Origin of the sequence: Phenylobacterium sp. (assembly GCF_036501465.1) — a bacterium.
Taxonomy (GTDB): Bacteria; Pseudomonadota; Alphaproteobacteria; order Caulobacterales; family Caulobacteraceae; genus Phenylobacterium.
Window position 1 is genome coordinate 1 of record NZ_DASYAF010000110.1, and the last position, 14,263, is coordinate 14,263.

Genomic DNA, 14,263 nt, shown 5'->3' on the forward strand with positions numbered 1-14,263 from the left:
TGCCGCTACGGCTGCCGATGCTGACCTTCGACCATGTGTTCGTCCGCGCCACCATCGCGGGCAAGGTCTACTGGCTGGACGGCACCCGCCTCGACGACCGCGACCTGGACGACATCGCGGTCCCGACCTTCCACTGGGTCCTGCCGGTGCAGGCCGCCGGCGCGAAGCTCGAGAAGGTCGAGCCCAAGCCGCTGTCCACGCCGCTGTACGAGAGCGTCGAGCGGATCGACGCCACCGCCGGCTATGACGCGCCGGCCAAGGCGCACCTGGAGGAGACCTACCGGGGCGACGCGGCGACCACCTGGCGGCTGGCCCTCAACGCCCTGGGCGAGGCCGACGCCCAGCGCCGCCTGAAGGAGTTCTGGCGCGGCCAGAGGCCCTGGATGGAGCCGCGCACCGTCAGCTTCGCCTACGACGACGCCAAGGGTGTGATGCGGCTCGCCGCCGACGGCGAGGGCAAGCTCGACTGGGACCACAACCAGGACGTCCGCGACTACGACATCGGCGACAGCAGCCTGGGCTTCAACCAGTCCTTCAAGCGCGAACCCGGGCCGAACGCCGACGCCCCCATCCGCGTGCCCTATCCGGAGTTCAACCGCTGGACGGTGACCATCGTCCTGCCCTCCAAGGGCGCGGGCTTCCGGCTGATGGGCCCGGGCGACGTGGACGAGACCGTCGCCGGCCGCCACTACCAGCGGGCCTCCAAGCTGGAGGGCGGCGTGGTGACCATGACCGCCGAGATGAAGACCATGGCCCCGGAATTCCCCTTCGCCGAGGCCGACGCCGCCAGCGCCAGGCTGCGCGAGCTGGCCTCGCGCGACGTCTTCGTGCGCGGCCTGGGCGGGCCTTCCACCGAGCCCCTGCCGGCCGACGACGGGGCGCTCGCCGTCAAGCCCACCGACGCGGCCGGTTTCTCGAGCCGCGGCATGTCCTACCTGGCGCGCCGCGACTACGACCATGCCATCGAGGACTTCACCGCCGCCGCGCGCCTGGCCCCCACCGATGGCAAGCACATCTACAATCGCGGTGTCGCCCGCTATTCCAAGCGCGACGACGCCGGCGCCCTGGCCGACTTCGACGAGGCCATCCGCCTCAATCCCAAGGACGGCCTGGCCTACGCCGCGCGCGCCGAGCTGATGATCCAGAAGGGCGACAGCCGCCGCGCGGTGGCCGACCTCGACCAGGCGATCGGCCTCGCGCCCGGCAACAGGGCCCTGGTGACCCGGCGCTTCCAGGTGAACGACAAGGCCGACCGTTACGCCGACGCGCTGAAGGACCTCGACATCCTGCTGGCCGCCACCCCGGCCACCGCCGCGGCCGCCACCCGCCGCGCCAGCCTGCTCAACGAACGGTGCTGGGTGCGCGGCGAGCTCGGCCAGAACCTGCCCCTGGCGCTCGCCGACTGCGACGCGTCCCTGCTGCTGGTCCCGACGGCCGCCCACACCCTCGACAGCCGCGGGTTCGTGGAGCTGCGGATGAAGCAGTACGACAAGGCGATCGCCGACTATGCCGCGGCCCTGGCCCAGGCCCCCAGGCAGGCGGCCTCGATCTACGGCCGCGCCCTGGCCAGGGCGGCCAAGGGCGCGCCGTCCGCCGAGCTCAAGGCCGACCTCGCCGCCGCCCGCGCCCTCGACCCGGCGCTCGAGGCCCGCTTCGCGCGCTTCGGCCTGAAGCCGCCGCCCGGGCTCTGAGCCGCTACTTGGCCACCGGTAGCTGCGGCCTGGCTGCGGTTTCGGCCGGCCGCACCACCGTTCGCGGCGCGGGGCAGGTGGTCTGCTGGCACAGCAGCGTCCGCGCATCGGCCGAAGCGGTCTGCTGGACCTTGAAGGCCACCGCCTGATAGGCCGGCGTCAGGCTCTTCCCGCGGCTGATCCAGGCCAGTCCCGCCGGGCTTTCCAGGAAACCCGCGATGCCCGCCAGCTCCGCCTCGCTGTAGATCCGTCCATAGATCGCGGCGTACTGGTCGACGATCTGCGGGGCCTGGTTGGCCAGGGACTGGTCGAAACCGTCCAGCGCCGCGGTCTCCTCGGGCGTCAACGGCGCCTCGGAGGTGCGCAGCTGGTCCATGTTGGCCTTCCAGCCGGTCACGTAGTTGCGGGCCGTGACCGTGGCCACGCGGCGGGCCAGCGCCATCGCCTTGGGCGACGGCGTAACGGCGTCGAGCGTGACCTCGGGCTGCGGCGGCGTGGCGTGCGGCAGGGCGAAGCGCACCGGGATGTTGATCATCCCGCCGCTCACCGGGTTGCCGTCCACGGTCATCGGCTTCATCCGGAACAGGTTGGCGAGCCGCAGGGTCGCCTCGCCGAACCGCATCCCCTTGGGCGACTCGGCGGTCACCGTGCAGCCCGCCAGGCCGCCCTCGGCGGTGACCGAGCAACGGATGATCGCCTGCCCCTCGATGCCGATCACCGTGGCCAGGTGCGGATAGTAGTTGGCGATGTCGTTCCCGGTGGGCTTGCGCGCCCAGTCCGGGTTGGTGATGACGCCCTCCACCGGCAGGGCGCGGCGCGTCGGGTCCAGCGGCGCCGGCTGCGCCCGCGGCCGCCCGACCCCCACCACGCCGCCCGCGGCGACCCCCGCCGCCACGATGCAGGCGGCCAGAAACAGGTTGCGGCGCATGGGGCCCTCTCTTCGACGACGTCGCCGAAAGCTAGCACGCCACCCGGGCCCCCTGTCGCCCCCTGTCGCCAACCGCCTGCGCGGCCAGTCGCCTCAGCCCAGGCGCCAGGCCCTCCGGCTCCTTGCGGCTGGAAACATAAAGTGAACATATAGACCTGCTTTCCCCGCGAAAGCGGGGACTCAGGCGTTTTTGTCCGGGAGGCAAGAGTGTCCTTCTATGTCTACATCCTCGCCAGCCGGCGGAACGGGACCCTCTACATCGGCCAGACCGACACCCTGACCCGTCGCCTCTGGGAACACCGCGACCACATCCGCCCCGGCGCCTTCACCGAGCGCTATGGCGTCACCCGCCTCGTCCACGTCGAGACCTTCGAAACCCGCGACGCCGCCAAGGCCCGCGAGCGCGCCATGAAGAAATGGAACCGGCTCTGGAAGCTGGAACTGATCGAGCGCACGAACCCTGGCTGGAAGGATCTCTATGACACCCTGGAACACGAAATCAGGTGAAGCCCTAAGTCCTATCCAAGCCTCACCCTATTCCGTCTTCCCCGCGAAAGCGGGGACCCAGGTTTTTTGGTTCAGGAAATCAACCCAGGCCCCGTGATCGCGGGAGAGGCCCCAAACGGAAAAAAGCCTGGGTCCCCGCTTTCGCGGGGAAGGCGGGCGGAGGGGGACCGCGAAGCGGTGGAGAGGGCGTGCGCGCGTGTCGGCGGACTTGCCGAGGCCGGCAGGCTCGCATCAACCGTGAGATTAAGGGCAGGAATGCGCAAATTCTCTTGCGTATTCATCGAACTATTTGAATGGATGTGCTATGGTATTTTGTGTCCGACAAGGACAGAAAACTCCTTCAGGAGATCGTAGATGCCGCAAGTGAGTATGCCCACAACAATCGTCGTGGCGATTTCTTTGAATTTTGAGGTGAATTCTGAAAGGTGCTGGCCGAAGGTATCGCCAGAGGCGTGCGGGCTCTGCCTCACCCTCGTCGGCAGACGCCGCCTCTGGCGATACCTTCGGCCGCGCGAATAGTCAAGTCCACTAGACCGCAGTCTGCGGCTACTTCGAGACCCTCCGACCAATATCTATCGGGATTCCCCCTCCCTAAACCCCTACTCCGCCGCCACCCCGCTCCCCGCATCCTCCCGCTTGGCCTGCATCTGCTCGAACGCCGCCCAGACCCCCTCGCTCCCGTGCCAGTCGCCGCGGGTGGCGGCCTTGGAGTACTCCGTCGCCCGGGCCTCGAAGAAGTTGGCGTGCTCCACCCCGGAGAGCATCGATTGCAGCCAGGGCAGCGGGTTCTCCTTCACCCCATAGACCTGCGGCAGGTTGAGCTGGCGCAGGCGCCAGTCGGCGATGAAGCGGATGTAGGCCTTGATGTCGTCCGGCGTCATGCCGGTCACCTCGCCGGCCTCGAAGGCCAGGTCGATGAACTTGTCCTCCAGGCCCACCACCGTCTTGCAGCAGTCGACGATGTCGTCGGCCACCGATTTCGTCACCGCCTTGGTCTCGGCGTTGAAGGCGTGGAACAGCTTGATGATGCCTTCGCAGTGCAGGCTCTCGTCGCGCACGCTCCAGCTGACGATCTGGCCCATGCCCTTCATCTTGTTGTGGCGCGGGAAGTTCATCAGCATGGCGAAGCTGGCGAACAGCTGCAGCCCCTCGGTGAAGCCGCCGAACATGGCCAGCGTGCGGGCGATGTCGGCGTGCGAGCCGACGCCGAACTGCTGCATGTAGTCGTGCTTGTCGCGCATGGCCTGGTAGTCGAGGAAGGCCGTGAACTCCGAATCCGGCATGCCGATCGTCTCCAGGAGGAGCGCGTAGGCGGCGATGTGGATGGTCTCCATGTTGGAGAAGGCGGCCAGCATCATCTTCACCTCGGTGGGTTTGAAGACGCGGCCGTAGCGTTCCATGTAGTTGTCGTTCACCTCGACGTCGGACTGGGTGAAGAAGCGGAAGATCTGGGTGAGCAGGTTGCGCTCGCGGTCGGTGAGGTTCACCGCCCAGTCCTTGAGGTCCTCGCCCAGCGGGATCTCTTCCGGCATCCAGTGGACCTGCTGCTGGCGCTTCCAGAAGTCGTAGGCCCAGGGATAGCGGAACGGCTTGTAGGCCGCCGAAGGGGTGAGCAGGCCGGGAAGGTCGGAACGGACGATGCTGGACACGGACGTGGCCTCTGGAATCGAGGATGCTGCGGTTCGGATGCCCATTAGGGTAACCGAGGTCCTAACAATATCTAGCGGCAAATGGGCGCGATCGCCCAACATGTTGTGAATACGCCTGGGGATAAGGGCGCCAGACAGGGACGAGGACAGGGACAACGCATGAGCGGCAACTTCGTGCTCTACGGCGGCCAGGGCACCGGCGCGGTGGCCGTGGAGGCGGCGCTGGTGCTGGCCGGCCAGGCCTATGAGCTGGTCGACGTGCCCGACGCCCAGACGCTGGGGCGGCTGCTGCCGCAGATGCGCCAGGTCCCGCGGCTGATCCTTCCCGATGGTCAGGCGATGACCGAGAGCGAGGCGATCCTGATCCGCCTGGCCGAGCTGTTGCCGCACGCCGGCCTGGCGCCCGCCATCGACGATCCGGCGCGCGGCCAGTTCCTGCGCTGGATGAGCTTCGTGGCCACCCAGGTCTACGCCCACTTCTGGCTGAAGGACGATCCCTCGCGCCTGGTGCCCGACGCCAGCCTGCACAGCCAGGTGAGCCGCCGGATCGAGGCGCGCATCACCGACTGCTGGGCGGTCATGGAGCGCGAAACCACCGGCTTCGCCGCCGCCGGCCCGTGGATCCTCGGCCAGGGCCCCACCGTGCTCGACGCCTATGTGGCCGTGGTCAGCCGCTTCCGCCCACGCCGGCGGCGCTTCTATGCGGCGGCCCCGCGACTGGGCGAGGCCGTGCGCCGCCTCGACGCCGACCCGCGGCTTTCGCGCCTCTGGGACGAGCGCTACCCGTTCTTCGACGGCTGGGAGGACGACTAGAACCGCGGCCGGATCTGGAAGCTGAAGGCCACCATGTTGTCCGAGCCGGGATCGACGCCCCAGAGCATGTTCTGGCCCTTCACCTCGCGGTGGATGTAGCCGAACGAGGTCTGCATCGGCCCCTTGCGCCAGCCGACGCCGACCTGGGTGTCGCCGACCAGGGTCGAGGTCTGGTCGGTGCTCATGCCCGCCCGGTCCCAGCCGCCTTCGCCGTGCAGCATGTTGAGGCCGACCGCCCGGCCGCTGGCGGCGGCGAACAGGTACCAGCGGCCCTTGTCGCCGAACGCCGCGCCGTCCTTCACGCCCATGGCGTTGAGGCGCTCCTTGATCGCCGCGTCCTTCTGCATCAGCCGCACCGTGGCGCCGGCTTCGGCCGAGCCGCCCAGGCTGGTCATGCCCAGGCCCGCGTGCGGCGTCACGTCGACGCCGATGGTCTCGTTGTCGTAGGCCAGCGCCGCCGGCCACTCCCGCGTCAGCGCCACCTCATAGGCCTTGGAGTCGTACTGGCCGCGGCCCGGCGTGAGCATCAGGCCGCCCGGGGTGCGGATCACCCCGCCGACGCTGACCCGCAGCGAATCCACCGCGCCGCCGCCCGGCTGGGAGATCTGGGTCTCGCCGGTCATCCAGCGCACCAGGCCCTGGCCGGGATCGACGTGCTCGTGGTCGATGAGGGCGCTGGTGGGATCGACCGCCTCGGCCGGCCCTTTCGGCGCGAAGGCGGCGCTGTTCAGGATGGCCAGCGTCCGGCTGGCGCCGGCCGACGGCGGGGGCGTGGTCGCACTGAGCGCCTGCGCGTTCGCGGCGCTCGCCGCCGCGCAGCCCAGGACGGTGGCCAAGACAGCCATCGGCCGCATCTTGGTTCTCTCCCCAGCCCGCAGGTATTGCCGCCTGCGACCTGTCGCTAAGCCCATTCCTGCCTAGCGAAAGCCCCGACCGGACCTGCGGTTCCCCGAGAGGAAGCCTAGGCGGACGGCCAAGCTTTCGCGAGTCGTTTCTGGCCTTGCAACTCGCGTGCCGAAATCCGCCGGACAGCCTACTGGCAGGCGAGGCATTCCTCGTAGTCGGTCTTGGCCGCGCCCGACATGTCGACCACTTCGTGGGCCTCGCCGCCGGCATGCGCCGCCCGCTGCACCGACTTGGACCGCAGGTAGTAGAGCGACTTCACGCCCCGCTCCCAGGCCTGCCAGTGGAGCATGTGCAGGTCCCACTTATCGACGTCGCCCGGCAGGAAGATGTTGATCGACTGCGACTGGCAGACGTCCGGCGTTCTGTCGGCGGCCAGTTCCACCACCCAGCGCTGGTCGATCTCGAAGGCGGTCTTGTAGACGTCCTTCTCGTCCTGGCTGAGGAAGTCCAGGTGCTGCACCGAGCCCTCGTTGGCGAGGATCGAGTCCCAGGTCTCCGGCGTGTCCTGGCCCTTCTCCGCGATCAGCTTCTCCAGGTAGGGGCTCTTCACCGCGAAGGTGCCGGAAAGCGTCTTGTGGCTGTAGATGTTGGCCGGGATCGGCTCGATGCCGGCCGAGGTGCCGCCGCAGATGATCGAGATCGAGGCGGTCGGCGCGATCGCCAGCTTGTGGCTGAAACGCTCCATCACGCCCTTCTCCTCGGCGTCCGGGCACGGGCCGCGCTCGGCGGCCAGCGTGCGCGAGGCCGCGTCGCATTGGCGACGCAGCGTCTTGAACAGGCGCATGTTCCAGCTCTTCGCCAGCGCGCTCTCGAACGGCACGTTCTGCTGCTGCAGGAAGGTGTGGAAGCCCATCAGGCCCAGGCCCACCGAGCGCTCGCGCTTGGCGGCGTAGACGGCGTTGGCCATCTCCGGCGGCGCACGGGTGATGAAGTCCTCCAGCACATTGTCGAGGAAGCGCATGACATCCTCGATGAAGGTCGGATGGTCGCGCCATTCCAGGAAGGTCTCGGCGTTGACCGACGACAGGCAGCAGACGGCGGTGCGTTCCTTGCCCAGGTGATCCTTGCCGGTGTGCAGCATGATCTCGGAGCACAGGTTCGACTGGCGCACCGACAGGCCGAGCTCGCGCTGGTGCTGCGGCATGGCGCGGTTCACGGTGTCGGAGAAGATCAGGTAGGGCTCGCCGGTCTGCAGGCGGATCTCGAGGATCTTCTGCCACAGGCTGCGCGCGTCGACCTCGCGGATCACCTCGCGGGTCTTGGGCGAGCGCAGGCCGAACATCGCGCCGTCGCGCACCGCTTCCATGAACTCGTCGGTGACGTTGATGCCGTGGTGGAGGTTCAGGCTCTTGCGGTTGAAGTCGCCGGAGGGTTTGCGGATCTCCAGGAACTCCTCGATCTCCGGATGGTGGATGTCGAGGTAGACCGCCGCCGAGCCGCGGCGCAGCGAGCCCTGGCTGATCGCCAGGGTGAGGCTGTCCATCACCCGGATGAAGGGGATGATGCCGCTGGTCTGGCCGGCGCCCTTCACCTTCTCGCCGATCGAGCGGACGCCGCCCCAGTAGGTGCCGATGCCACCGCCGTTGGAGGCCAGGTGGACGTTCTCGTTCCAGACGCCCTGGATGCCTTCCAGGCTGTCCGGCACCGCGTTCAGGAAGCAGGAGATCGGCAGGCCGCGGTTGGCCCCGCCGTTCGACAGCACCGGCGTCGAGGGCATGAACCAGAGCCGCGAGATGTAGTCGTAAATCCGTTGCGCATGGTCGGCATCGTCCGCATAGGCGGTGGCGACCCGGGCGAACATGTCCTGGTAGCTCTCGCCGGCCAGCAGGTAGCGGTCTTCCAGCGTGGTCTTGCCGAAATCGGTCAGCAGCGCGTCGCGCGACCGGTCGACCTCGACCTTCTTGACGAGCGTCAGCTGCGGGCGCGCCGCGTGCTCGACAACCCGTTCAATAGCCTCGGCAATCCCAACTTTCGCCGCTTCACTCATCGTCCCTGACCCATGCCCCTCACCGAACAGGTTCTCTCAAACCGCTCGGAAGCCCCTACATGTTGTATGGCGACACGCCAGACAGCCCACATATGGGGACACGCGTCCTAATGACTCGTCAATGAGGCGGCCGGACGGCGCCCAGGTTTTTTCGTAAACCAGAGGTTAACAGATGGGCTCGCCTCTCGGCAGATCAACGACTTGTCGGTCATCGTCGCACCCCGACTCACGAGACTGTGATGACTAGGGCCGCAATCCCCAGATCGCCGATATGAGTAGGCTGCCGACGATCAGGACGGCCACGCTCAAGGGCGCGCCGAGGCGCGGATAGTCGGAGAACCGGTAGCCGCCCGGCGCCATCACCAGGGTGTTGCACTGGTGGCCGATGGGGGTGAGGAAGTCGCTGGCCGCTCCGGCCGCCACCGCCATCAGGAAGGCGTCGGGATTGAAGTGCAGCCGCTGCGCCAGGCCGGCGGCGATCGGGCCGAACACCAGCACCGTGGGCGCATTGTGCATGAACGGCGCGCTGATCATCGCCAGCAGCATGATGGTCCCCAGCGAGACCAGGGGCGGCGCGGGCCCCAGCAGCTGCGACAGCCAGCCGGCCACCAGGTCGGCCCCACCGGTGGCGTGGATCGCCTCGCCCACCGGGATCAGCGCCCCGATCAGCACCAGCACCGGCCCGTCGAGCGCGGCATAGGCCTCGCGCATGCGCAGGCCACCGATCGCCACCATGGCCACGGCCGCGGCGAAGAAGCAGATCGCCACCGGCGCCAGGTGGAAGGCGATGGCGATCATCGCCGCCGCCAGGATGGCCACCGGCGCCAGCACCCGGCGGATGCCGCCCAGCCGCACCTCGCGCTCGGCCAGGGGCAGCAGGCCCAGGTCCTTGAAGGCGCCCGGCATGTTGCGCTCGCCGCCCTGCAGGATGACCACGTCGCCGCTGCGGAACCGCACGCTGCGCAGGGTCTGGCGCAGCCGATAGCCGCTGCGGCTGACCGCCACGAGGTTCAGGCCATGCTCGCCGTGCAGGTCGAGCCGCTGGGCGCTCTGGCCGATCAGCGCCGAGCCCGGCCCGACCACCGCCTCCACCACCCGGACCTCGTCGCTGGGCTCCTCGGTGGTCACCGGCCGGTCGGAGCGGGTGAGCTTGAGCTTGGCGCGGGCGATCAGCTGGTCCAGCGCGTGCTGGTTGCCCTCCAGCAGCAGGCGGTCGCCCGGCTCGACGTTGCGGTTGGCGTGCGGCGAGGCCTGCCGGCGGCCGCCGCGGATCAGCGCCATCACCGAGACGTCGCCCTGCCCCAGCTTGTGAAGGTCGGCGATGCGCCGCTTGTCCAGCGGCCACTCGGACGGCACCTCGACCTCGGTGACGTAGGGCGCGCCGGCCATGGCCTCGCCCATGGTCTCGCTGGGCAAGCGGCCGGCCGGCAGCAGGCGGTAGGCGAACGACACGAACAGAACGCCCAGCGCCGCGAGCCCCAGGCCCACGGGGGCGAAGTCGTACATGCCGAACGGCTTGCCGAAGAGGTCCTGGCGCACCTGGCTGACGATGATGTTCGGCGAGGTGCCGACCAGGGTGACCAGGCCGCCCAGCAGGGCCGCGAACGACATCGGCATCAGCAGGTAGGACGGCGAGGTCTTGGTCCGCCGCGCGGTCTGCATGGCCAGCGGCATCAGGATGGCGAGCGCGCCCACGTTCTTGGTGGCCATGGACAGCATGGCGGTCACCGCGGCGAACACCGGGACCTGGGTGGCCGGCGTCTTCAACCGCGGGACCAGCGGCCGCAGCAGCGCCTCCACCACCCCGGAACGGGCGAAGCCCGCGCTCACCACCAGGGCGCAGGCGATGATCACCACCACCTCGTTGGCGAAGCCGTCGAAGGCCTTCCTGGCCGGCGTGACGCCGATGAGCACCGAGGCCAGGAGCGCGCCAAGCGAGACCAGGTCATAGCGGAACCGGCCCCAGATGAAGAGGCAGATGGTGACGCCCACCAGTCCGAACGCCAGCGCCTGCTGGTGTGTCACCCTTGCTCTCCCTCCCGACGGTTCCGGTCGCAGAGGAACGCACCACGCCGCCTATGGCTGCGCTTGTCCAGTGGCTCTGTAGGGATTTCCTGCATCCACGACGCGGATCGCGGGCCGCCCGATCATGATCCGCCACGCCCAATCGGGCGTCGGGTAGGGAAATTCGGCTTTCGAAAGCCTAGCCTTGGGTTCGAAACCCGGAGACGCCCATGCCCCGCCCGAGACTCGCCACCGCCCTCACCCTATCCATCCTCGCCTGGTCCGCGGGCGCCGCCCTGGCGGGCGAAGCCCCCGGGCCGCTGGCCGACGCCCGGCTGATGCAGATCACCCTGCCGGTCAAGGATCTCGACCGCGCCGTGGCGTTCTACCAGGGCGTCCTGGGGGTCAGGCTGCTGTTCCGGGTCCCAGGCGCCGCCTTCCTGGACGCGGGTGGGGTTCGTCTGCGTCTGGAGCGGAGCGACACGCCGGCGCCGACCGGCGCGGTGGAGCTCTACTTCGACGATCCGGGCCTGGCGCGCGCCAAGCCGCTCGCTGACCGCGGCGTCCGCTTCGTCGGGCCGCCCGAAACCGTGCAGCGCCTGGCCAAGACCGATGTCCAGCTCCTGGAGTTCACCGACCCTGACGGCAACGCCCTGGCGCTGATGGGTGAGGTGGCAAGACGATAAGCCTGCGATAGGAGTCCTGACATGAGCGCCCAAAGGTCCCGCGGTCGCCCGCCGCACGCCGACGTCCTGACCCCTGCCGAATGGCAGGTCGTCGAGGCGGTCCGCCACGGCCTGAGCAATCCGCAGATCGCCCGCCGCCAGGGCGTCAGCCTGGATGCGGTGAAGTTCCACGTGGCCAACGCCCTCCTCAAGCTCAGCCTGCCCAGCCGGGTCGAACTTCGCCGATGGGATGGCGTGTGGAACGGCAGCCCGCTTCGACCCTCCGCGCCGGGCGCGGCCGGCGACCCGGATCTCGGACCCGTCGTGCAGATCGCCCGCACCGTCGCCGATATCGAAGCCGCCAAGGCCTGGTACGGCGAGACGCTGGGCCTGGAGCTGCTCTACGCCTTCCCCGGCATGGCCTTTTTCCGGTTGGGCGAAGCGCGGCTCTACCTGCAGCAGGTCGACAAGCCGGCCGGCGAGTCGATCCTCTACTTCCGGGTGGACGACATCCACGCCGCCTATCGAGCGCTCGAGGCGCGCGGCGTCCGGTTCATCAACGCGCCGCACATGGTCTATCGGCATCCGGACGGCGCCGAGGACTGGATGGCCGAGTTCCGCGACGACGAGGATCGGCCCCTGGCGCTCATGCGCCACGCCCCGGGGCAGGCCAGCGCGATCAGGGATTGAGGTTGAGGAGCGCGGGGTCGCCGCCCTGGGCGGTGATGTTGACGCTGACCGCGCGTTCCACCGCATAGCGCAGCAGGGCGTGCGGGCCGCCGGCCTTGGGGCCGGTGCCGGAGAGGCCCTCGCCGCCGAACGGCTGGACGCCCACCACCGCGCCGATCATCGAGCGGTTGACGTAGGCGTTGCCGGCCGGGACCGCCGCGCGCACCTGCTCGGCGAAGGCCTCGATGCGCGAATGCACGCCGAGCGTCAGCCCATAGCCCGCCGCCGCCAGCGGCGCCGCGGCCGAGGCCAGGTCGTTGGAGTCGTAGCGGACCAGGTGCAGGATCGGTCCGAACACCTCCTTCTGCAGGAAGGCCGCCGACGGAATCTCCGCCAGCACGGGTGCGAAGAAATGGCCGCCTTTCGGTGACGCCAGCTCGTGCAGGACCTTGGCTTCCTTGCCGAGGCGCTGGCGGTGTTTGACCAGCGCCGCGCGGGCCTCCTCGTCGATCACCGGGCCAATGTCCGTACGCGGATCGGCGGGATCTCCGACCACCAGGGCGTCCATGGCGCCGGCTAGGCCCTCGATCAGGGCGTCGGCGGTCTCGTGCGGGACGAACAGCATGCGGAGCGCCGAGCAGCGCTGCCCGGCCGAGCCGAAGGCCGAGAGGATGACATCGTCGATCACCTGTTCGCGCAGCGCCGTGGTGTCCACGAACATGGCGTTGAGGCCGCCGGTCTCGGCGATGAACGGCACGATCGGGCCGTTGCGCGCGGCGAGCGTGCGGTTGATCGCCCAGGCGGTCTCCGTGCCGCCGGTGAAGGCCACGCCGGCGCAGGAGGCATGCTTCACGAGCGCCTGGCCCACCGTGCCGCCATCGCCCGGCAGCAGGTGCAGGAGATCGGGGTCAAGGCCCGCGGCGTGATAGAGGCGCACCGCCTCGGCGGCGATCAGCGGGGTCTGCTCGGCGGGCTTGGCCGCCACCGCGTTGCCGGCGGCGAGCGCGGCGGCGATCTGGCCGGTGAAGATCGCCAGCGGGAAGTTCCACGGGCTGATGGCCGCGAAGACGCCGCGGCCGTGCAGGGAAAGCTGGTTGGTCTCGCCCACCGGCCCCTTCAGGGTCTCGGGGTGGGCGAACTGCCGCTCGGCCAGCAGGGCGTAGTAGCGGCAGAAGTCGGCCGCCTCGCGCACCTCGGCCACGCCGTCCGCATACGTCTTGCCGGCCTCGCGGACACAGATGGCGACCAGCCGCTCGCGGTTGTCCTCCAGCGCGTCGGCCATGGCGCGCAGGATGGGCGCGCGGCCCTCGCCGCCGAGCGCGTCCCAGGCGGGCTGGGCCTTCACCGCCCGGCCGTAGGCGGCGTCGACGTCGGCGGCGGTGGCGTCGCTCGCCCGGCCTAGGGTGTGCGCCACATCCGACGGCGAGACGCGCGGCCTCGGCGCGCCAGCGCCCGGCTTGCCGCCGACGATCGACCCGGCGGTGAGCTCCGGCAGCGCGGCGATCACCCCGGCCAGCGCGTCGCGCGTCGCGGCGATGGAAAGGTCGGCGCCCGTGGTGTTCTTCCGCCCTGGCCCGTAGAGGTCGACCGGCAGGGGGATGCGCGGGTGCGGGGCGCCGCCGGAGGCCTCGACGGCGGCGATCGGGTCGGAGACCACCTTCTCCACCGGCGTCCGCTCGTCCAGCAGGGCATGGACGAAGGAGGTGTTGGCCCCGTTCTCCAGCAACCGGCGGACCAGATAGGGCAGCAGGTCCTCGTGGCTGCCGACGGGTGCGTAGACGCGCAACGGGAAGTCGCCGTAGCGGTCTTGGGCACCGGCGTAGAGCGCCTCGCCCATGCCGTGCAGCCGCTGGAACTCCGGGCTGAGGCCGAGCTGCTTGGCCATCAACCGCACGGCGGCCAGGGTGTGGGCGTTGTGGGTCGCGAACTGGCCGTAGAGCGCCGGCGCCGCGCCCAGCAGCACCCGCGCGCAGGCGAGGTAGGAAAGGTCGGTCGCCGCCTTGGTGGTGTAGACCGGATAGCCCGGCAGGCCCGCCACCTGGGCGCGCTTGATCTCTGAGTCCCAATAGGCGCCCTTCACCAGCCGCACCATCAGCCGCCGACCGGCGGCGCGGGCGATGCCGGCCACCGCCTCGATGACCTGCGGGCTGCGCTTCTGGTAGGCCTGGACGGCGAGGCCCAGCCCGGTCCAGGAGCCCAGTTCCGGCTCGCTCGCCAGCCGCTCCAGGATCTCCAGCGAGATCGCCAGGCGGTCGGCCTCCTCGGCGTCCAGCGTCAGGTTGATGTTGGCCTCGGCCGCCAGGACCGCCAGCCGCTTGGTGCGCGGGTAGAGCTCGCCCCAGACGCGGTCCGGCTCGCGCGCCTCATAGCGCGGCGACAGCGCCGAGAGCTTCACCGAAACCCCGTGGCCCGCCTCCGGACCGTGGCCGCCGGCGTGCTTGCCG

Annotated in this window: 11 protein-coding genes; 5 read left to right on the forward strand and 6 right to left on the reverse strand. The window is 69.6% G+C overall.

All coding sequences use genetic code 11. From position 1 onward, the window contains the following. On the forward strand, positions 1 to 1,691 hold a 1,691-nt coding region (locus VGL85_RS12220; RefSeq protein WP_331589219.1), incomplete at its 5' end, for a tetratricopeptide repeat protein. A 4-nt stretch (positions 1,692 to 1,695) separates the two neighbouring features. Here VGL85_RS12220 and VGL85_RS12225 read toward each other — a convergent pair. Beyond that, positions 1,696 to 2,619, reverse strand: a complete 924-nt coding sequence (locus VGL85_RS12225; protein WP_331589220.1) for a TonB family protein — start codon at positions 2,617 to 2,619, stop codon at positions 1,696 to 1,698. Positions 2,620 to 2,826: 207 nt separating this feature from the next. Between VGL85_RS12225 and VGL85_RS12230 the strand changes: the two genes are divergently transcribed. Beyond that, on the forward strand, positions 2,827 to 3,126 hold the full coding sequence (locus VGL85_RS12230) for a GIY-YIG nuclease family protein (protein WP_331589221.1): 300 nt from the start codon (positions 2,827 to 2,829) through the stop codon (positions 3,124 to 3,126). 599 nt (positions 3,127 to 3,725) lie between these two features. On the opposite strand, the gene VGL85_RS12235 is transcribed toward VGL85_RS12230, so the two are convergent. Beyond that, positions 3,726 to 4,775, reverse strand: coding sequence for a ribonucleotide-diphosphate reductase subunit beta (locus VGL85_RS12235; protein WP_414695242.1), 1,050 nt, complete (start codon positions 4,773 to 4,775; stop codon positions 3,726 to 3,728). A gap of 159 nt (positions 4,776 to 4,934) precedes the next feature. On the opposite strand from VGL85_RS12235, the gene VGL85_RS12240 reads away from it, so the two are divergent. Further along, positions 4,935 to 5,588 carry a glutathione S-transferase family protein gene (locus VGL85_RS12240; protein ID WP_331589223.1) on the forward strand — a complete coding sequence of 218 codons (654 nt, stop codon included), beginning with the start codon at positions 4,935 to 4,937 and terminating at the stop codon, positions 5,586 to 5,588. On the opposite strand, the gene VGL85_RS12245 is transcribed toward VGL85_RS12240, so the two are convergent. From VGL85_RS12245 to VGL85_RS12255, 3 genes are all read right to left on the reverse strand, one after another. Beyond that, positions 5,585 to 6,433, reverse strand: coding sequence for a lipid A-modifier LpxR family protein (locus VGL85_RS12245; protein ID WP_331589224.1), 849 nt, complete (start codon positions 6,431 to 6,433; stop codon positions 5,585 to 5,587). The genes VGL85_RS12240 and VGL85_RS12245 overlap by 4 nt on opposite strands. Before the next feature lie 188 nt (positions 6,434 to 6,621). After that, positions 6,622 to 8,481, reverse strand: coding sequence for a ribonucleoside-diphosphate reductase subunit alpha (locus tag VGL85_RS12250; RefSeq protein WP_331589225.1), 1,860 nt, complete (start codon positions 8,479 to 8,481; stop codon positions 6,622 to 6,624). Between the two features lie 243 nt (positions 8,482 to 8,724). Then, positions 8,725 to 10,506: an SLC13 family permease gene (locus VGL85_RS12255; RefSeq protein ID WP_331589226.1), complete on the reverse strand. Its 1,782-nt coding sequence runs from the start codon at positions 10,504 to 10,506 to the stop codon at positions 8,725 to 8,727. A 209-nt stretch (positions 10,507 to 10,715) separates the two neighbouring features. Between VGL85_RS12255 and VGL85_RS12260 the strand changes: the two genes are divergently transcribed. Together VGL85_RS12260 and VGL85_RS12265 are read left to right on the forward strand one after the other, a co-directional pair. Next, positions 10,716 to 11,171: a VOC family protein gene (locus VGL85_RS12260; protein WP_331589227.1), complete on the forward strand. Its 456-nt coding sequence runs from the start codon at positions 10,716 to 10,718 to the stop codon at positions 11,169 to 11,171. A 21-nt stretch (positions 11,172 to 11,192) separates the two neighbouring features. Continuing rightward, positions 11,193 to 11,840 carry a VOC family protein gene (locus tag VGL85_RS12265; protein ID WP_331589228.1) on the forward strand — a complete coding sequence of 216 codons (648 nt, stop codon included), beginning with the start codon at positions 11,193 to 11,195 and terminating at the stop codon, positions 11,838 to 11,840. On the opposite strand, the gene putA is transcribed toward VGL85_RS12265, so the two are convergent. Further along, on the reverse strand, positions 11,830 to 14,263 hold a 2,434-nt coding region (gene putA / locus VGL85_RS12270; RefSeq protein ID WP_331589229.1), incomplete at its 5' end, for a bifunctional proline dehydrogenase/L-glutamate gamma-semialdehyde dehydrogenase PutA. The genes VGL85_RS12265 and putA overlap by 11 nt on opposite strands.

What these genes read in the sequence shown, in the direction of transcription:
- VGL85_RS12265 (WP_331589228.1), top strand. Translation starts at nt 11,193, where the DNA reads ATGAGCGCCCAAAGGTCCCGCGGTCGCCCGCCGCACGCCGACGTCCTG.
- VGL85_RS12260 (WP_331589227.1), top strand. Translation starts at nt 10,716, where the DNA reads ATGCCCCGCCCGAGACTCGCCACCGCCCTCACCCTATCCATCCTCGCC.
- VGL85_RS12240 (WP_331589223.1), top strand. Translation starts at nt 4,935, where the DNA reads ATGAGCGGCAACTTCGTGCTCTACGGCGGCCAGGGCACCGGCGCGGTG.
- VGL85_RS12225 (WP_331589220.1), bottom strand. Translation starts at nt 2,619, where the DNA reads ATGCGCCGCAACCTGTTTCTGGCCGCCTGCATCGTGGCGGCGGGGGTC.
- VGL85_RS12250 (WP_331589225.1), bottom strand. Translation starts at nt 8,481, where the DNA reads ATGAGTGAAGCGGCGAAAGTTGGGATTGCCGAGGCTATTGAACGGGTT.
- VGL85_RS12245 (WP_331589224.1), bottom strand. Translation starts at nt 6,433, where the DNA reads ATGGCTGTCTTGGCCACCGTCCTGGGCTGCGCGGCGGCGAGCGCCGCG.